The following is a 17,348-nucleotide window of genomic DNA, read 5'->3' on the forward strand; positions in this document are numbered from 1 at the left end:
AATCTTGCGATTACGCCTTTTGCTTGTTGCGGCGGTTGCCGATCACCATTCCGGCCAGGACGAACAGTACGGCGACGATGAACATGGCCGTACCGATGACATTGATCTGAACGGGTGTTCCGCGCTGTGCCGAGCCCCAGACGAACATGGGGAAGGTGACGGTCGATCCCGCGTTGAAATTGGTGATGATGAAATCGTCGAAGGAGAGCGCGAAGGCGAGCAGCGCGCCCGCGGCGATTCCGGGGGCCGCGATGGGCAGGGTGACCCGGATGAAGGTCTGCAGGGGACCGGCGTACAGGTCCTGTGCCGCCTGCTCCAGGCGCGGGTCCATCGACATGACGCGTGCCTTGACGGCCGTCACGACGAAGCTGAGGCAGAACATGATGTGGGCGATCAGGATCGTCCAGAAACCCAACTGTGCACCCATGTTGAGGAAGAGGGTGAGCAGTGAGGCGGCCATCACGACCTCGGGCATCGCCATCGGCAGGAAGATCAGCGAGTTGATGGCGCCGCGTGCACGGAAGCGGTAGCGGACGAGCGCGAAGGCGATCATCGTGCCGAGGACGGTGGCGCCGAGGGTCGCCCACACGGCGATCTGGAGGCTGAGCGAGAGCGAGCCGCACATGCCGGCGACGCCGCACGGGTCGGTCCAGGCGTCCGTGGAGAAGTTCTGCCACTCGTAATTGAAGCGCCCCTTCGGTTTGTTGAAGGAGAACACCGTGACGATGACGTTCGGAAGGAGCAGATATCCGAGTGTCACCAGTCCCGCGATGACGACGAGATGGTGCTTGAGCCAGCGTACGAAGGCCATTTAAACCAGATCCTCCGTCCCGGACTTGCGAATGTAGAGGGTGACCATGACGAGGATCGCGGCCATGAGAATGAAGGAAAGTGCCGCTGCCGTCGGATAGTCGAGAATCCTCAGGAACTGGGTCTGGATGACGTTTCCGACCATCCGGGTGTCCGTGGAGCCGAGCAGGTCGGCGTTCACGTAGTCACCGCTGGCCGGGATGAAGGTCAGCAGCGTCCCGGAGACGACACCGGGCATCGACAGCGGGAAGGTGACCTTCCTGAAGGTCGTGAACGGCTTCGCGTACAGGTCGCCCGCCGCCTCGTGGAGGCGTCCGTCGATGCGTTCGAGGGAGGTGTAGAGCGGCAGGATCATGAACGGCAGGAAGTTGTACGTGAGACCGCAGACCACCGCGAGAGGCGTGGCCAGGACACGGTCGCCGGAGGTCATGCCGAGCCAGCTGGTGACGTCCAGGACGTGCAGCGAGTTGAGGGTGCTGACGACCGGGCCGCTGTCCGCGAGGATCGTCTTCCAGGCGAGCGTGCGGATCAGGAAGCTGGTGAAGAACGGCGCGATGACCAGGATGAGGACGACATTGCGCCAGCGGCCCGCGCGGAAGGCGATCAGATAGGCGAGCGGGTAGCCGAGGATCAGGCACAGGATCGTCGCGGAGCCCGCGTAGAGCACCGAGCGCAGGAACTGCGGCCAGTAGTCCGCCAGCGCGTTCCAGTAGGTCGCGAAGTGCCAGGTGACCTTGTAGCCCTCCTCCAAGGAGCCCGTCTGCACGGACGTGGAGGCCTGGTAGACCATCGGCAGTGCGAAGAAGATCAGCAGCCAGAGTATGCCGGGCAGCAGCAGCCAGTACGGGGTGAGGCGGCCGCGCTTGCGGGGCGGTTTGCCGGCGGCCGGTTGCGGCGCCAGGGGTGGCGCCTCGGTGGCGGTGGCCATCAGGCGGCCACCCCCGCTTCTGGGTCTACCGTCTCGACGCCCGCGTCGATGTCCTGGGCGGCGTCCAGGCCGAAGGTGTGCGCCGGGTTCCAGTGCAGGACGACGTCGGTGCCGGGGCGGAGCCGGGAGTCGCGGTCGATGTTCTGGGCGTAGACCTCGAACTCCGGGCAGACGGCGCTGTCGATGACGTACTGCGTGGAGACGCCGATGAAGCTGGAGTCGGCGATCTTGCCGGTGATCCGGTTGCGGCCCGCCGGGATGTCGCCCGCGTCGTCGGCGTGCGTGAGCGAGATCTTCTCCGGGCGGACGCCGACCAGGACCTTGCCGCCGGTCGTCGTCGGCGCGGAACATCGCGCCGCGGGCAGCAGGAGCTTGCCGCCGCCCGCCTTGAGGACGATCTCGTCGCCGCTCTTGGAGTCGACCTCGGCCTCGATGAGGTTGGAGGTGCCGAGGAAGTTGGCGACGAACGTGGTGTTCGGGTTCTCGTAGAGGTCGGCGGGCGAACCGAGCTGCTCGACGCGGCCCGCGTTCATCACGGCGACCGTGTCGGCCATGGTCATGGCCTCCTCCTGGTCGTGCGTGACGTGCACGAACGTGATGCCGACCTCGGTCTGGATGCGCTTGAGCTCCAACTGCATCTGGCGACGAAGCTTGAGGTCGAGGGCGCCGAGCGGCTCGTCGAGGAGCAGCACCTTGGGGGTGTTGATCAGCGCGCGGGCCACGGCGACACGCTGCTGCTGGCCGCCGGAGAGCTGGTGCGGCTTCTTGCGGGCCTGCTCACCGAGCTGTACGAGCTCGAGCATGTCCTCGACCTGCTTCTTCACCGACTTGATGCCGCGCCGGCGCAGGCCGAAGGCGACGTTCTCGAAGATGTCGAGGTGCGGGAAGAGGGCGTAGGACTGGAAGACGGTGTTCACCGGCCGCTTGTAGGGCGGCAGGTTCGTCACGTCCTGCTCCCCCAGGTGCACGGTTCCCGAAGTGGGCTCCTCCAGGCCGGCGATCATGCGGAGGGTGGTGGTCTTGCCGCAGCCCGATGCCCCGAGGAGGGCGAAGAACGATCCCTGCGGAACGGTCAGGTCGAGCGGGTGTACGGCGGTGAAGGCGCCGTACGTCTTGCTGATCCCGGAGAGGCGGACGTCGCCGCTGTTGTCTGTCGTCATCATGGTCACGCCCCTGTGAGCTTCGCGAACTTCTCTTCGTAGGCCGTCTCTTCCTTGCTGCTGAGCAAGCGGAAGGCGTGAGACTTGGCGGCCATGGCCTGGTCGGGAATGATCAGCGGGTTGTTCGCCGCGTCCTTGTCGATCTTCTCGAGATAGGGCTTCACTCCGTCGACCGGGCAGACGTAGTTGATGTAGGCGGCGAGCTGGGCGGCCGGCTCGGGCTCGTAGTAGTAGTCCATGAGCCGCTCGGCGTTCGTCTTGTGGCGCGCCTTGTTGGGGATCAGCATGTTGTCGGTCGAGGTGATGTAGCCGCTGTCCGGGATGATGAAGTCGACGTCCGGGCTGTCCGCCTTGAGCTGTACGACGTCACCGGCCCAGGCGATACAGGCCGCGAAGTTGCCGCTGGTGATGTCGGACGTGTAGTCGTTGCCGGTGAAGCGGCGGATCTGGCCCTTGTCGACGGCCTTCTGGAGACGGGCGATCGCCGCGTCGTAGTCGTCGTCCGTGAATTTGGCCGGGTCCTTGCCCATGTCGAGCAGCGTCATGCCGATGCTGTCGCGCATCTCCGTCAGGAAGCCGATGCGCCCCTTGAGCTTGGGGTTGTCGAGCATGTCGGAGACCGACTTCACCTCGATGCCGTCGAGCGCCTTCTTGTTGTAGGCGATGACGGTCGAGATGCCCTGCCAGGGGTAGGAGTAGGCGCGGCCGGGGTCCCAGTCGGGGTTGCGGAACTGCTGCGCCAGATTGGTGTACGCGTGCGGCAGGTTGGCCGGGTCCAGTTTCTGGACCCACCCGAGGTTGATCAGCCGGCCCGCCAGCCAGTCGGTGAGGACGATGATGTCGCGGCCGGTGTCCTGGCCCGCGGCGAGCTGCGGTTTGATCTTGCCGAAGAACTCGGCGTTGTCGTTGATGTCCTCGGTGTACTTGACCGTGATGCCGGTGCGCTCGGTGAAGGCGTCCAGCGTGGGGTGGTGCTTCTCGCTCTCGTCGACGTCCATGTACTCGGTCCAGTTGGAGAAGTTGATCGTCTTCTCCTTGGCCGAGAGGTCGTCGGCGGAGACGCCGCCCTGGGTCTTGCCGGCCGCGGGGATCCCGCAGGCGCTGAGCGCCCCGAGTCCGCCGATGGTCAGCGCACCGCCCGCCGAGGCGCGCAGCAGCGAACGTCGGCCGATGGAGGCCCTGCCGTTCCTGAGACTGCGCCGCATGGCGGCCAGTTGGACCGGGGACAGGCGTTCGGGCTCGTACTGCTCCATGCTCCTGGTGCCCTTTCGGAAGGATCTCGGCCGTGGTCGCGGCCTGGTCTGCCTCGGCGCTGGCCGAAGTGAATCGGCAGAGCGGCCTCGGGGGAGTGTGGTGCGTTCCCGCGTCGTTCGGTGCGTGCTCTCGGCGTGCCGGGCGAAGGCCCTCGTACTGGATGTACTTGGGTCTTTGCCCGGGGCGGCGAGAGTGCGTGCCGGGCGGCGTGGGAGCGTGCTGCACTCCCCCGAGGCTGCTCAGCTCCGGTCCCCGAAGATCGTGCGGTGCCAGTCCTTCTCGGCAACCCCAGTGTTGTCGAACATGACGTGCTTGATCTGCGTGTACTCCTCGAACGAGTACGCGGACATGTCCTTGCCGAATCCGGAGGCCTCGTAGCCCCCGTGCGGCATCTCGCTGATGATCGGAATGTGGTCGTTGATCCAGACGCAGCCCGCCTTGATCTCGCGGGTCGCGCGGTTCGCCCGGTAGACGTCACGGCTCCAGGCGGAGGCGGCGAGTCCGTACGGCGTGTCGTTGGCCAGCGCGATGCCCTCGTCGTCGGTGTCGAAGGGCAGCACGACGAGTACGGGGCCGAAGATCTCGGACTGCACGATCTCGCTGTCCTGGGCGGCGTCTGCGACGAGGGTGGGCGTGTAGTAGGCGCCGCTCTTGAGGTCCCCCTGGGGGACGGTTCCGCCGGTGACCACGCGCGCGTAGGAGCGGGCCCGGTCGACGAATCCGGCGACGCGGTCGCGCTGGGCGTGCGAGATCAGCGGGCCGAGGTCGGTGTCCGGCGCGAAGGGGTCGCCCACGCGGACGGTCGCCATGAGGTCGGCTGTTTTGGATACGAACGCTTCGTAGAGGGGCCTTTGTACGTACGCGCGCGTGGCGGCCGTGCAGTCCTGACCGGTGTTGATGAGCGAACCGGCGACCGCGCCGTTGACAGCGGCGTCGAGATCCGCGTCGTCGAAGACCACGAAGGGCGCCTTGCCGCCCAGCTCCAGGTGGAGCCGCTTGACGGTCGAGGTGGCGATCTCCGCGACCCGCTTGCCGACGGCAGTGGACCCCGTGAAGGAGGTCATGGCCACGTCGGGGTGACCGACGAGGTGCTCACCGGCGTCCTTGCCGGCCCCCGTGACGATGTTGATGACGCCGTTGGGGATCCCGGCCGCCGTGGCCGCCTCGGCGAAGAGGAGGGAGGTGAGCGGGGTGAGCTCGGCGGGCTTCAGGACGATCGTGTTGCCGGCCGCGATCGCCGGGAGGATCTTCCAGGCGGCCATCTGGAGGGGGTAGTTCCAGGGCGCGATGGAACCGACGACACCGATGGGTTCACGGCGTACGTACGAGGTGTGGTCGCCGGAGTACTCGCCCGCGGACTGGCCCTGCAGGTGGCGGGCCGCGCCCGCGAAGAACGCGGTGTTGTCGATGGTCCCCGGGACGTCGAACTCCCGGGTGAGCTTGAGCGGCTTGCCGCACTGCAGGGACTCGGCACGGGCGAGCTCGTCGGCGCGGTCGGCGAGCACGGCGGCGAAGCGGTGCAGCGCGTCGGAGCGCTCACCGGGGGTGGCACCGGACCAGCCGGGGAACGCCGCCCGGGCGGCCGCGACAGCCGCGTCCACATCGGCGGTGCCCGCGAGCTCGTACGTGTAGACCTCCTCGCCCGTGGACGGGTCGACGACCGCGAACGTACGGCCGGAGGTGCCCTTGGTCAGTCGGCCCGCGATGTACTGCGCGCCGTCCGCGAAGCGGTCCTGCGCCTGGAAGCGATGGCCCGGATTGTGCATGTCGCTCTCCTCCGCCGCCCTCCCCGTCTGGCGGGGGTCGGCGTAGCTCCAGCTCGATTTGAGTGCCGATCCTGACAGAGCAAAGGGACTCCAACAAGTGATTCCGTTGTTGCCTTTTGGTTACGCGACGGAATCTGTCGACCAGGTGTCGAGTCCTCTTGGAAAAGGCAGGACGGATTGTCAGTGGTGGATGCCAGACTCGCGTGCATGGGGAAGATCGATTCACGGGACGCGCTGGTCAGCCAGGTCCGTTCCGGGGCGAGGGTGAAGTACCTGCACTTCTGGGGACACCGGCCGCGGGCGGACGGTCAGGTGGGTGCGAGCTGCCTGAGCCAGTGGTGGCCGTCGCCGTTCACCGTGGACGGCGTGGCGTATGCGACGGCGGAGCACTGGATGATGGCGCGGAAAGCGCGGCTCTTCGGGGACGCCGAGGCGGAGCGGCTCGCTGTCGAGGCGCGCAACCCCGCGCTCGCCAAGAAGGCGGGGCGGCTCGTGCGCGGCTTCGACGACGCCATATGGGAGCGCGAGCGGTTCGGGATCGTGGTCGAGGGCAGCGTCCACAAGTTCGCCGCGCATCCCGGGCTGCGGGAGTTTCTGCTGGGCACGGGTGAGCGGGTGCTGGTCGAGGCCAGCCCCATGGACCGGGTCTGGGGGATCGGACTCGCGGCGGACGACGATCGTGCGGGGAATCCCGAGCAGTGGCGGGGGGCGAATCTGCTGGGGTTCGCGCTGATGGAGGCGCGGGGGCGGCTCCGCCAGGCATCCGAGGTGCCTGGCGGAACCCCGGTCCGCTAGCGGAGCTGGTCCGGGTGCTCCACGACGAGTGAGGTGGAGAAGCCGTCGCCGTCGGTGCCCGAGTCGGTTTCGGAACTGGAGTCGTCCACGACGAAGGCGAAGAACACGACCAGTGCGATGGCCAGGACGATGCCGACCGCTCCGCAGATGATCCCGGCCAGCGCCTGGCCCCCGTTCGTCGCCTGGCCCCGGCCCGCCTTGCGGCGGCCGATCACACCGAAGACCACACCCAGGATCCCCATCACGATGGTCAGCGGCCACATGCAGAACAGGGCCGCCGAGGCGATACCGAGAATCAGCGCGGCTATACCCATGCCGTTGCTGGGCGGGAGCGGCATCGCGGGCCAGCCGCCATAGCCGGGAGCGCCCGGGTAGGGGACGTGCTGGGGCCCGTACGCCGGGTAGGCGTACCCGTACGGGGGCTGGCCCGGGCCCCCGGGGGCGATGGGCGGCGGAGGAACGGGCTGTCCGGGGGCGGGCTGGGGGTAGGGGGTGTGGCCAGCGGGGGGTGCGAAGGGGTTGTGGTTGTCCCAGGACGGGGGGTTGGGGACGCCGGTGCCGGGGGTGCCCCCACCGGGGGTCGGCACGCCCGTCGACTGGTCGTGCGCGGGACCGTGCGTGGCGCCGCTCGCCCGGGAGGATGCGGTTTCCTCGGGCGAGGCCCAGGGGTCCGGCTGGGGCCGCGGGTCGGCGGCGGGCTTGTCCAACGGGACCTTCGGGGCGGGCGCGGCGTCCTCAGGGGCGGAACCCGGTGCGTGGTCCGGCGGCGGTGTCGAGTCGGAGCGCGGCGGGGTCGACTCCGACGGCTTGCCCAACGGGACCGCCGAGGCGGGAGCGGCGTCCTCAGGGGCGGAAACCGGTGCGTGGTTCGCTGGGGATACCGCGTCCGACCGCGCCGGCGGGGTCTCCTCCCCCTGCGAAGCCCACGCGTCTGCGTCCTGCGGTGCTCTCGGCGTCTGCGCGTCCTCGGACATGCGTAGGGTCCCCCTCTGTCGTACGTTCCGTCATGCTACGGCCCGAGCCTGGGTGGCGTGGGCCGCCCGCCTACGATGATCCCTGAGTCACCGATCAGCCGATCACCCGCGTCCCGCCGACCGCGTTGCAGGGGCGCCGTTCCGGGGAGGAACCCTTGACCGACCACCACACCCCACGCGATGACGCCCGCGATCTGCACGCCTTCATCGCCGGACTTCCCAAGGCCGAGCTGCACGTGCACCACGTCGGCTCAGCCTCCCCCCGTATCGTCTCCACGCTGGCCGCCCGCCACCCCGACTCCAAGGTGCCGACCGACCCCGAGGCCCTCGCGGACTACTTCACCTTCACGGACTTCGCCCACTTCATCGAGGTGTACCTGTCCGTCGTCGACCTCATCCGCACCCCGGAGGACGTACGGCTGCTGACGTACGAGGTGGCGCGGGACATGGCCCGGCAGCAGGTCCGTTACGCCGAGCTGACCATCACCCCGTTCTCCTCCACCCGCCGGGGCATCGACGAGCGCGCCTTCATGGACGCCATCGAGGACGCCCGCAAGGCGGCGGAGGCCGAGCTCGGTGTCGTACTGCGCTGGTGCTTCGACATTCCCGGAGAGGCGGGGCTCGAAGCCGCCGAGGAGACGGTACGGCTCGCGACCGACGACCGGCTGCGTCCGGAGGGGCTGGTCTCCTTCGGGCTCGGCGGGCCCGAGATCGGCGTACCGCGACCGCAGTTCAAGCCGTACTTCGACCGCGCGATCGCGGCCGGTCTGCACTCGGTGCCGCACGCGGGCGAGACGACGGGACCGGAGACGGTCTGGGACGCGCTGAACGACCTGCGCGCCGAGCGCATCGGACACGGCACCAGCTCCGTCCAGGATCCGAAGCTGCTCGCGCACCTCGCCGAGCACCGCATCGCCCTGGAGGTCTGCCCGACCTCCAACATCGCCACCCGCGCGGTCCGCACCCTCGACGAGCACCCCATCAAGGAGTTCACCCGGGCCGGGGTCCTGGTGACCATCAACTCCGACGACCCGCCGATGTTCGGCACCGACCTCAACAACGAGTACGCGGTCGCCGCCCGCCTCCTCGACCTCGACGAACTCGGTCTCGCCGCGCTCGCCAAGAACGCCGTCGAGGCGTCGTTCCTCGACCCGGCCCGCAAGGCGAAGCTCGCCCAGGAGATCGACACCTACGCCTCGACCTGGCTCGCGCCCTGACCGAACGCCACAATGGGGCCATGCGCACAGTGACTGCCGTGGGCCATCGCGGCGACCCCTACCGCGTCCGCGAGAACACGATCGACTCGCTGCGTTCCGCGTTCCAAATGGGCGCGGACGCGGTCGAGATCGACGTACGGCTCACCCGTGACGGCGTGCCCGTCCTGCTGCACGACGAGACGCTGAAGCGGCTGTGGGAGCAGGACCGGCCGCTCGGTTCGCTCTCCTCCGACGAGGTGCGCGGGCTCACGGGTGGTGGGGTGCCGACGCTCGTGGACGCGCTGGCCTCGGCCGGGGACGGCCGGTTCATGGTCGATCTGCCGGGGGCGCCCGATGGCGCGGCCGTGCGCCGGATCGTCGGTGTCATCCGTGGCTGCGGGGCGGAGGAGCGGGTGTACTACTGCGCGGGGGCCTCGGCCATGCTTGCCGTGCGTGCGGCGGACTCCGCTGCGGAGATCGCGATGACCTGGACGACGCTTGCGCCGCCCCGGGCGGCTCTCCTCGACGCGGTGCGGCCCCGGTGGCTCAACTACCGCTTCAGTCTGATCGACCGTGACCTCGCGGCCCGTGTCCACCGCGACGGATACCTGCTGTCCGTCTGGACGCCGGACACCCGCCGCTCCATGCGTCGGCTGCTCGACGTCGGCGTCGACTCGATCACGACGAACCGCATCGATACGTTGTGCGCCCTGCGCAAGGTGTAGGGGCCGGTGGGTTTTTTCGCCCCCTCCGCCCCTACCCATTCCCGTCCCTTGGGGGCTCCGCCCCCAAACCCCCGCTCCTCAAACGCCGGAGGGGCTGAAAATCTCCCCGGCCGGCGCTAGAAGTCTTTAGCCCGTCCGGCGTTTGAGGACGAGGCCGTTCAGGCCGACAGCGGGGGTCTGGGGGCGGCAGCCCCCAGGTACGGGACGGGTAGGGGCGGAGGGGGCGAAAAAACCACCCCTCAGCACAGGAGTTCAGGGAGTGACCCGTGATATCTGGCGGACCGTTGCCTGGTCGGCTGGGGTCGATCGGGTCAGGTACTGGGGTACCGGAGTCGTGTCGTCGCCGGTGTCGCGGGCCAGGCCGTAGCGGATCGCGCCCTGGGCGGGGCCGGTGCGGATGTCCTCCGTGACCTTGTCCCAGGTGGAGGGCTGGACGAAGAGGTTGTAGTCGGCGGAGCCCTCGTTCTGGTGGAGGGTGACGGTGCCGTCGATCCAGAAGTACTCGTTCTGCCACATCTGTTGGGCGCCGGAGGGAAGGACTGCCGGGCCGGCGGACGGTCCGCCCATCCAGCTCGTGCCGTCCACCGAGCCGGACTGAACGTCGTCCATACGGTGCCCCCCACCCGAGGCGACGTGAAAGAGCCTGCCGTCGAGGCCGGTCCAGGTCGGCATCACCAGGTCGCCCCGGCGTGCCCCGGGCCGTATCTGCCAGCGGACCCGGAAGTAGCCCACCCCGCTGAGGGTGACGGTCTCGCCGTTGTGGGTCAGCCCGGTGGCGGGAGCGCCCGTCGCCGTGATGCCCTGCTCGGCCCGGCGGGGCAGCGCCCCGGGCGGCGCGGTCGCGGAGGGCGCGCTGTCCACGGCGTCGACGACCGTGCCGTACAGCTCGACGCGGCTCGGAGCGGGAGAAGGGCTCGGCGGGCGGGCCGTGCTCGCCGCCGTGGGAGAGGCGACGGCTCGCGGGGGCGGCCGGTCCGGCGTCTGCGTCACGACGTACGCGCCACCCGCCGCGATGGTCGCGCCCGCTGTGACCGCGACGGCGGGTTTGGTGAGCGCGCTGAGGACCTTGGCGGACCACCCGACGGTCGTGGCGGCGGCCGCCGTCTTGCCACCGCCCAGCGCGAGCGAGAGCGTGAAGGCGACCGGCACCGGGACCAGCGCGATCCCGACGAGCAGCCGCTCGGCGGGTACGACCGACTCGCCCGGACGCCCTGAGCAGTACGCACAGCCCCGAACGTGCCGGGCGAGACGTTTGCGCCACACCGAGTCGGGCCGGCCGTCCCAACGGGTGGTCACCGAACCGAGATCCGGGCAGGCCGAGTCGAGCGCCCGGACGATGCCGCGCGCCGCCTCCAGTCGTTCCTTCATGCGCTGGACGCGGACGGCGGCGTGCTGCCGGCTGATGCCGACCGCCGACGCCAGCTCCCGCCGGGTGAGTTCGCCCGCGACCTCCAGCCACCAGAGCGAGAGCAACTGGCGGTCCTCGTCGTCGAGCCAGCGCACCGCCTCCGCGACCTCGCGCCGCTGCCCCTCCAACTGGAGCCGCAGCACGGTGAGTTCGGCGAAGTCGGCGGCCTGCACGCCCGAGCCGTCGGCCGGCGGCTCGGAGGTGCGGCGGCGCGCCCGGTCGCGTATCTGCCGCATCGCGATGGCGACCAGCCAGGACCGGAAGCTGTCCGGGTCGCGCAGCGAGCCGAGGTTGTCGACGGCGCGCAGCATGGTCTCCTGCACGACGTCGTCGACGTCCGCGTGGCCGTTCAGGGCGCGTCCGACGATGTTGTAGACGAGGGGCAGCCAGCCCGCCACCAGTTCGTCGAGGGCGCGCCGGTCACCGGCCTGCGCGGCCCCGATGGTGGAGCGCCACTGCCGCCCGTCCACGTACGACCCTTCTCCGCGTGTTGTCACTTGGCGTAGAGCAGCGTCCCGAAGCCGAGCTGGTCGTAGCCGCCGCTGTTGGGCCCGTACTGACCGCCGCCGCCTTCCGCTCGTACTTTCTCAGCCATGGTGGTGATGAAGGGGACGGAGAGGCGGCGGCGCCGGGCGTAGTGGTAGTGCAGAACGTCCCAGACCGGGCGGAGTTGGTCACGGTCCTGGGCGGCGATCACCGTCTGCTCGTTGTACTTTCCGACGCCCTGCCCGCTCCGCCAGGAGTACTTCGTGAAGGGGACCTCCTGGCCGAGGTTGTACTTGGCGACGTACTGGGCGGCCTTCATGAACCGGTTGTCGTCGTAGCCGTAGAGGTCGTCGCCCTGGGACCAGGCCATCTCACAGAAGGCGCCCATCTGCCCCATGCCCATCATGGTGTGCCCCTGGTCGCGGCCCGACTCCTGCCACTGGGCGAGGCCCTGCGACTCGTACACGAAGGGGACGGCGTTCTTGATCGACCCGTTCCCCGCGCCGTTCTTGAAGTAGTCCACCGCCTGGTCGTACTTGGCTCGGTCGTCGCACAGGATGCCGATGGCCAGGATCGAGTTCATGTTGCACAGGTCCCAGTTGGCCCAGTAGTTGGTGATGCAGGCGTCGTTGTGGCCGGTCAGGAACTGGTTGTTGAGGGGGTAGAAGACGCTGAGCAGCATCTTCTGGAAGCGGGTGAGGTCGAACCCGTCGTAGCCGCGCATGAGTTCGGCGGTGTTGGCGAACTGGTAGCCGTAGATCCCGGCGGCCAGAAAGCGGTCGGCGTTCCCGGTCACCGTGGTCAGCGTGGCCGACCAGGCGTTGAGGATGTCGCGGGCGGTGTCGCCGTTGGCCTTGGTGCCGGCGATCTTCCAGCGCAGGGCGTTCTGGTAGGCGGCGTGGATGTCGTTGTAGAGGGTCGCGTAGTTCTGGCCTGTCCCGCCGCGGACGATCGTGGCGCGCGGGTTGGGCCTCCAGGTGCTCTGGGAGTGGTTGTTGGCGGTGAGTCGCTCCCAACCGGCGAGCCAGGGCTGGGACTTCGCCGCCACCCTGACCTTCGCGCGGTTGAGCTCGCCGTAGGCGTGCAGCATGCCCGGGTGGGTGAACGCCTTCGCCGTCGTTGTCGGCGTCGGCGCCGCGTCGGCGTTGTCGCTGCCGGACATCACGATCGCCGCGCCGCCGCCGACGGCCGCGGTGGCGGCGAGACCGCCGCCGATGCGCAGGACGCCTCGGCGGGTCAGGCGGTGCTTGTTCTCGCGCTTCGGCTCGTTGGTGTTCTGGCGCTTGTGCGCAGGCATGCGGTGCTCCCGGGCGGAGGGGTGGTCTGACACACAGGAGACGGAGCGACGCCCTCCGCGATAACAGTTTTTCTCTTGGGATCTCTCTTCCGAAACTTTCGAGGCCGCTTCCCGCCTAGGGGTAATCCCTGACAACACCCCTACGTAGTACGGGAGTTACTCGGGGTCGATGCCAGGGGCGGGGCCCTTCCTGGTGAGGATCCGTGTGGGCGCGTACGGCCGCAGGATGATCGCAAACACCCCCGGCCACCAGGAGCAGCCCATGCGCACACGCACCGTCACCGCCGTCACCGCCGCCCTCGTCCTGGGCCTGGCGGCGGGCCCGCTGGCCACCCCCGCCTTAGCGTCCTCACCCGTGGTCGCTCCGTCCACCAACGGCCCGGACGCGGCTGCCCTGACCGCCGCGCTCGCCGGGCTGCCCGACTCCGACGCGACGGCCGCGCTCGTACGGGTCGGCGGCACCGACGGGAGCTGGCGCGGGAGCGCCGGGGTGCACGATCTCGAAAGCGGCCGGGCGGCGGACCCGAACGGGCTGTTCCGAGCCGGTTCGACGACGAAGGTGGTCACGGCGGCGGTTGTGCTCCAGCTCGTGGCGGAGGGAAACGTGGACCTCGGCCGGCCCGCCCGGCACTATCTGCCGGACCTGATCCCGGCGGCGTACAAGAAGGTCACCGTGCGCCAACTCCTCAACCACACCAGCGGAATTCCGGCCCCCGACTTCCCGGGCGACACCTTCGAGGAGGTGTACGCGCACCGCTTCGACATCCACACGGCCCGCGAGATGGTCGCCTCGGCCACCGCGAAGAAGCCCGAGTTCACGCCGGGCACCGCGCAGCACTACCTCAACATCGGCTACACCGTCCTCGAGGTGCTGATCGAGCGGGTCACCGGGCACTCGTACGAGCAGGAGGCAGCCGGCCGGATCTTCGGCCCGCTGGGGATGCGGAACACGTACCTCCCGGGCACCGACCCGGAGATCAGGGGGCCGCACAATCACGGCTATCAGGCCGTGGAGCGCGCGGACGGGACGACGGAGTTGCGCGATGTCACCGTGTGGGGTGCCACGGACGCCGGGGCGGCAGGGGCCATGATCTCCACGACGGCGGATCTGGAGCGGTTCCTGAAGGCGCTCTTCCGTGGACAGGTGGTGCCGCAGCGGCAGTTGAAGGAGATGTTCACGGTTCCGGCGGGCGTGCCGGACGCCACGATGAGCGCGGGTCTCGAGCGGTATGTCACCTCGGACGGCACGGAGTTGTGGCTGAAGACGGGCGGCCGCTGGGGCTACAACACGTTCATCGGCGCCACCCGCGACCTGTCCCGGACCCTCGTCTACTCCGTCAACTCGACCGATGCGAAGGGCCAGGGCATGAATCCGGTCGCCGAGCGCATCGTACGGGCGACGTTCACGCTGTGACGGCCGCCGCGGCCGGGGGCGCCGGGGTGAGCGCCTCCAGCCGCTTGATCCTCTGCCGTACGACGTACAGCGGGATGATCCCGAACACCCCGAAGGACATGTCGATGACGGTCCACCAGAAGGGGATTCCGCGGATCGGCCCGCAGATCAGCGCGAGCGGGATGATCCCGGCGCAGGCGATCATGCCGAACTCGATGACCCAGATGTTGCGCACGGGATCGCGGTAGGGCCCGTAGAAGGCGACCGCGATGACCAGATGCGCGAACGCCAGCCAGTCCGTGCCGTACAGCACGAAGGGGTACTCCGCGTCGGTGGCTTCGAGTCCCTGGCGCACCCGCTCGATCCAGTCCATCAGGGCGGGCAGGTGCTCGGGCACGGACAGCGCCCTCAACACGTCCTCGGTCCAGCGCAGTTCGTGCACCAGGGGAAAGGCCGTGGCGCCGCTGAGCACCAGGCAGACGACGAAGAGGACCAACCACGCGCGGATGCCCTTCAGAAGGGCGGCTCTGTCACTCATGGCAGCAGCGTACGCCCCGAGTTGAACACGTTCAAAACTGCCCCCTCACCACGCGTCCCAGTGCAGCACCTCCTCACGCGGCACCCGGCGGGCCGGGCGGAAGCCGGTGCCGAGGGTGTACGCGACCGGGATGAGGGCGGCCTGCATGACCTCGCCGTAGGGGATGCCGAGGATGCGGGCGGCCTCCTTCTCGTGGACGAGGTTGCCGGTCGTCCAGCAGGTGCCGAGGCCACGGGCGCGGGCCGCCAGCATGAAGCTCCACACGGCCGGGAGTATCGAGCCCCAGGTGCCGGCCTGGCGGACGACCGGCGCGTCGTCCGTGCGGCCCTCGACGCAGGGGATCACGAGTGCCGGGACCTCGTGGAGGTGCTCGTAGAGATGCGTCGCGCCGGAGAAGACACGGTCCATGACCCCCGGGACGACATTGGCCCGCCGTACGTCGCGGGTCGGGACAGGGTCGGAGACGCCGGGCGTGGCCACACCCGCGCGCCACACCTCGGCGAGCTCGGCCCGCCGCTCCTCGTCAGTGACGATCACGAAATGCCAGCGCTGACGGTTGCGTCCGGTGGGCGCCTGGACGGCCAAGTCCACGCATTCTTCGAGGAGTTGACGAGGCACCGGGCGAGTGAGGTCGAGGCGGTGGCGTACCGCGCGGGTGGTGGAGAGCAGCTCGTCGGAAGAGAGGTCGAGAGTCATGTGTTGACCATCGCGGGCGGCGAGGTGAACCGGCAACGCACCGCTTTCACTGAGTAAAAGCGTGAGGATCAAGGCCGGACGACCGAGACATGACGAACGAAAGGCGGTACGCGGCCATGAGTGAACGTCGTGGGTGAGAGCGTCGCGGGGCGGGTCTTCTCGGTGCTGGACGCGTTCGAGGGCGCGCCGGACACCCTGCGGCTGACCGACATCGCCCGCCGCACCGGGCTGCCGCTGCCGACCGCGCTGCGCATGGTCCGCGAACTGGTCGCCTGGGGCGGCCTGGAGCGCGCCACCGACGGCTCGTACCGACTCGGTACGCGCATCCGGGCGCTGGGCGCCGCGGCCCCCTGTCCGCGCGGGCTCCTCGACGCGGCGCTTCCGGCGCTGCGCGCGCTGACGGCCCGTACGGGCGGCCACGCGGACGTCGCTGTCCCGGCGGACGGCACCGCTCTGTGCCTGGTGACCGGCGAACGGCTGCCGCTGCACGCGACGGCGGCGGGAAAGATCCTGCTGGCACACGGGCACGGCCGACCTGCCACTGCCATACGCCACACCCCGTACACCCTGACCGCACCAGGCGCCCTCGGCGCCCAGCTGACCCGAATCCGCGAGACCGGCCTGGCCGAGGGCCACGAGGAGTACCGGCTCGGTGAACTCTCCCTGGCCGCCCCGGTGTCACGCGCCGGCCTCACGGTCGCCGCCGTCACGGTGACCACCGGAACCGGCACCCCGCGGCTCCGGCTCGCCCCCGCCGTACGCGAGGCAGCGGCCGCCATCGGCCGGGCTCTCGACGCGCCACCGCGTGCGACGGCGCGACCGTAGTCAGCCCTGCGAAGCCGCCCGTGTGGCGTCGCCCGTGCTCGGAACCGTCGACACCTCGGCGGGTTGCAAAGTCGGGGTCGCAGAGGCCGCGCTGGGGGCTTGTGTGCTGCTCGGGGAGCGGGAGCTGCCTGTCCGGGAACCTTCGGTGGGGCGGGAGTCGACGGGCCCGGGGGTCGCCGAGGGGGTGGGCGCGGTCGAAGGAACGGTCGTGGGCGTAGGAGAAGTCGTGGCCGGAGGACTGCTCGCGGGGGGCGGAGCGAGAGGCACCGTCGGGGAGACCGGCACCTCGGGCGTCGCCAGGACGATGGGCAGCGTGACGATGGCGGCGACGGCGCACGACAGACCGACCCCGGCCGCGGCGCGGAGCAGCCGGCGGCGGGCGGCGCCGCGGCGGATCGCCTCGTAGCGGCCGGGGGGTGGGCCGAGGTAGTCGGAGGCGGGCCGCAGGATGACGGCGAGCGGGTCGTCGGGGTCGAAGTCCGGACCCTGGTCAGAGTGTGTGATCAAGGCTTCTCCTCAGATGGGCACGAAGCAGTTCTCGGGCCGCGTGGAGGTCGGCCTTGATGGTTCCTTCCTTGCGCCCGGTCAGCACGGATACCTCCCGGATCGGCATGTCAGCGTAGTAGTGCAGCAGGATCGGGACGCGCAGTCGTTCCGGCAGGGACTGCACGAGCAGTCGTACCGACGGGTCCGCCTGTTCGGTCTCCGGGCGGACGGCGGCTTCGACCGTCGCACGGTGCACGGCTTTTCGTTCGCGCTCGATCTTGCGCCAGTGGTCCCGGACGAGGTTGGCCGCGGTGACGTAGAGGAAACCGCGGGGCTCCTCCACCGACGTCCAGCGGGCCCAGAGCCTGGTGAACGCCTCGGAGGCGATCTCGTGGGCCGTCTCGTCGTCGTCGACCAGTCGACGGCACCAGCCGGCGAGGCGCGGGTAGAGGGCGGCGAACAGCTCGGACGCTGCCCTCTCGCGGGACCGTTTCAACGTTCTCCATGGTCGTGGTGGCACCCGTACGGCACCGTGGGGAAGGATCCCAGGCCGTCGGCGTACGTTCCATCGGCCCAGGATCCCGGTGTCGGATTGGGGGTTACGTGTGGCG

At 69.5% G+C, this 17,348-nt stretch carries 17 protein-coding genes; 5 read left to right on the top strand and 12 right to left on the bottom strand.

Translation table 11 applies throughout. From position 1 onward, the window contains the following. Nucleotides 1-10 precede the first annotated feature (10 nt). From OG246_RS41320 to OG246_RS41340, 5 genes are all read right to left on the bottom strand, one after another. Nucleotides 11-811, bottom strand: a complete 801-nt coding sequence (locus OG246_RS41320) for an ABC transporter permease (protein ID WP_266474523.1) — start codon at nucleotides 809-811, stop codon at nucleotides 11-13. Continuing rightward, nucleotides 812-1,738, bottom strand: coding sequence for an ABC transporter permease (locus tag OG246_RS41325; protein ID WP_266474524.1), 927 nt, complete (start codon nucleotides 1,736-1,738; stop codon nucleotides 812-814). Next, on the bottom strand, nucleotides 1,738-2,898 hold the full coding sequence (locus OG246_RS41330) for an ABC transporter ATP-binding protein (protein ID WP_266475059.1): 1,161 nt from the start codon (nucleotides 2,896-2,898) through the stop codon (nucleotides 1,738-1,740). The genes OG246_RS41325 and OG246_RS41330 overlap by 1 nt, the downstream gene beginning before the upstream one ends. A 5-nt stretch (nucleotides 2,899-2,903) precedes the next feature. After that, nucleotides 2,904-4,151 carry a PotD/PotF family extracellular solute-binding protein gene (locus OG246_RS41335; RefSeq protein WP_266474525.1) on the bottom strand — a complete coding sequence of 416 codons (1,248 nt, stop codon included), beginning with the start codon at nucleotides 4,149-4,151 and terminating at the stop codon, nucleotides 2,904-2,906. A gap of 240 nt (nucleotides 4,152-4,391) precedes the next feature. Beyond that, nucleotides 4,392-5,918 carry a gamma-aminobutyraldehyde dehydrogenase gene (locus tag OG246_RS41340; protein WP_266474526.1) on the bottom strand — a complete coding sequence of 509 codons (1,527 nt, stop codon included), beginning with the start codon at nucleotides 5,916-5,918 and terminating at the stop codon, nucleotides 4,392-4,394. Between the two features lie 207 nt (nucleotides 5,919-6,125). On the opposite strand from OG246_RS41340, the gene OG246_RS41345 reads away from it, so the two are divergent. Continuing rightward, nucleotides 6,126-6,713, top strand: a complete 588-nt coding sequence (locus OG246_RS41345; protein ID WP_266474527.1) for an NADAR family protein — start codon at nucleotides 6,126-6,128, stop codon at nucleotides 6,711-6,713. On the opposite strand, the gene OG246_RS41350 is transcribed toward OG246_RS41345, so the two are convergent. Beyond that, nucleotides 6,710-7,687: a DUF4190 domain-containing protein gene (locus OG246_RS41350; protein ID WP_266474528.1), complete on the bottom strand. Its 978-nt coding sequence runs from the start codon at nucleotides 7,685-7,687 to the stop codon at nucleotides 6,710-6,712. The genes OG246_RS41345 and OG246_RS41350 overlap by 4 nt on opposite strands. Nucleotides 7,688-7,812: 125 nt before the next feature. Here OG246_RS41350 and OG246_RS41355 point away from each other — a divergent pair, with 125 nt between their 5' ends. Both OG246_RS41355 and OG246_RS41360 read left to right on the top strand, forming a co-directional pair. After that, nucleotides 7,813-8,904, top strand: coding sequence for an adenosine deaminase (locus tag OG246_RS41355; RefSeq protein WP_323178372.1), 1,092 nt, complete (start codon nucleotides 7,813-7,815; stop codon nucleotides 8,902-8,904). 20 nt (nucleotides 8,905-8,924) lie between these two features. Next, nucleotides 8,925-9,608, top strand: coding sequence for a glycerophosphodiester phosphodiesterase (locus OG246_RS41360; protein ID WP_266474530.1), 684 nt, complete (start codon nucleotides 8,925-8,927; stop codon nucleotides 9,606-9,608). A gap of 252 nt (nucleotides 9,609-9,860) precedes the next feature. Here the strand turns inward: OG246_RS41360 and OG246_RS41365 are convergent, their stop codons facing one another. After that, on the bottom strand, nucleotides 9,861-11,513 hold the full coding sequence (locus OG246_RS41365; protein WP_266474531.1) for an RNA polymerase sigma factor: 1,653 nt from the start codon (nucleotides 11,511-11,513) through the stop codon (nucleotides 9,861-9,863). Further along, on the bottom strand, nucleotides 11,510-12,799 hold the full coding sequence (locus OG246_RS41370) for an alginate lyase family protein (protein WP_266474532.1): 1,290 nt from the start codon (nucleotides 12,797-12,799) through the stop codon (nucleotides 11,510-11,512). The genes OG246_RS41365 and OG246_RS41370 overlap by 4 nt, the downstream gene beginning before the upstream one ends. 262 nt (nucleotides 12,800-13,061) lie before the next feature. Here OG246_RS41370 and OG246_RS41375 point away from each other — a divergent pair, with 262 nt between their 5' ends. Next, complete coding sequence (locus OG246_RS41375; RefSeq protein ID WP_266474533.1) at nucleotides 13,062-14,213, top strand: serine hydrolase; 1,152 nt, start codon at nucleotides 13,062-13,064, stop codon at nucleotides 14,211-14,213. Here the strand turns inward: OG246_RS41375 and OG246_RS41380 are convergent. Beyond that, nucleotides 14,203-14,730, bottom strand: a complete 528-nt coding sequence (locus tag OG246_RS41380) for a hypothetical protein (protein WP_266474534.1) — start codon at nucleotides 14,728-14,730, stop codon at nucleotides 14,203-14,205. The two genes, OG246_RS41375 and OG246_RS41380, sit on opposite strands and share 11 nt — an antisense overlap. Nucleotides 14,731-14,775: 45 nt before the next feature. Next, nucleotides 14,776-15,426: a nitroreductase family protein gene (locus tag OG246_RS41385; RefSeq protein ID WP_266474535.1), complete on the bottom strand. Its 651-nt coding sequence runs from the start codon at nucleotides 15,424-15,426 to the stop codon at nucleotides 14,776-14,778. A gap of 129 nt (nucleotides 15,427-15,555) precedes the next feature. Between OG246_RS41385 and OG246_RS41390 the strand changes: the two genes are divergently transcribed. Next, nucleotides 15,556-16,251, top strand: coding sequence for an IclR family transcriptional regulator (locus tag OG246_RS41390; RefSeq protein ID WP_266474536.1), 696 nt, complete (start codon nucleotides 15,556-15,558; stop codon nucleotides 16,249-16,251). On the opposite strand, the gene OG246_RS41395 is transcribed toward OG246_RS41390, so the two are convergent. Both OG246_RS41395 and OG246_RS41400 read right to left on the bottom strand, forming a co-directional pair. Further along, nucleotides 16,252-16,758, bottom strand: coding sequence for a hypothetical protein (locus OG246_RS41395; protein ID WP_266474538.1), 507 nt, complete (start codon nucleotides 16,756-16,758; stop codon nucleotides 16,252-16,254). Continuing rightward, nucleotides 16,742-17,233: an RNA polymerase sigma factor gene (locus OG246_RS41400; protein WP_266474539.1), complete on the bottom strand. Its 492-nt coding sequence runs from the start codon at nucleotides 17,231-17,233 to the stop codon at nucleotides 16,742-16,744. Before OG246_RS41400 ends, OG246_RS41395 begins: the two co-directional genes overlap by 17 nt. Nucleotides 17,234-17,348 lie beyond the last annotated feature (115 nt).

Origin of the sequence: Streptomyces sp. NBC_00620, assembly GCF_026341825.1 — a bacterium.
In the GTDB taxonomy this organism is placed as follows: domain Bacteria; phylum Actinomycetota; class Actinomycetes; order Streptomycetales; family Streptomycetaceae; genus Streptomyces.

Coding starts and splice junctions, on each gene's coding strand:
- OG246_RS41375 (WP_266474533.1), top strand. CDS start 13,062: ATGCGCACACGCACCGTCACCGCCGTCACCGCCGCCCTCGTCCTGGGC.
- OG246_RS41370 (WP_266474532.1), bottom strand. CDS start 12,799: ATGCCTGCGCACAAGCGCCAGAACACCAACGAGCCGAAGCGCGAGAAC.
- OG246_RS41385 (WP_266474535.1), bottom strand. CDS start 15,426: ATGACTCTCGACCTCTCTTCCGACGAGCTGCTCTCCACCACCCGCGCG.
- OG246_RS41335 (WP_266474525.1), bottom strand. CDS start 4,151: ATGGAGCAGTACGAGCCCGAACGCCTGTCCCCGGTCCAACTGGCCGCC.
- OG246_RS41340 (WP_266474526.1), bottom strand. CDS start 5,918: ATGCACAATCCGGGCCATCGCTTCCAGGCGCAGGACCGCTTCGCGGAC.
- OG246_RS41320 (WP_266474523.1), bottom strand. CDS start 811: ATGGCCTTCGTACGCTGGCTCAAGCACCATCTCGTCGTCATCGCGGGA.
- OG246_RS41380 (WP_266474534.1), bottom strand. CDS start 14,730: ATGAGTGACAGAGCCGCCCTTCTGAAGGGCATCCGCGCGTGGTTGGTC.
- OG246_RS41330 (WP_266475059.1), bottom strand. CDS start 2,898: ATGACGACAGACAACAGCGGCGACGTCCGCCTCTCCGGGATCAGCAAG.
- OG246_RS41360 (WP_266474530.1), top strand. CDS start 8,925: ATGCGCACAGTGACTGCCGTGGGCCATCGCGGCGACCCCTACCGCGTC.
- OG246_RS41345 (WP_266474527.1), top strand. CDS start 6,126: ATGGGGAAGATCGATTCACGGGACGCGCTGGTCAGCCAGGTCCGTTCC.
- OG246_RS41325 (WP_266474524.1), bottom strand. CDS start 1,738: ATGGCCACCGCCACCGAGGCGCCACCCCTGGCGCCGCAACCGGCCGCC.
- OG246_RS41350 (WP_266474528.1), bottom strand. CDS start 7,687: ATGTCCGAGGACGCGCAGACGCCGAGAGCACCGCAGGACGCAGACGCG.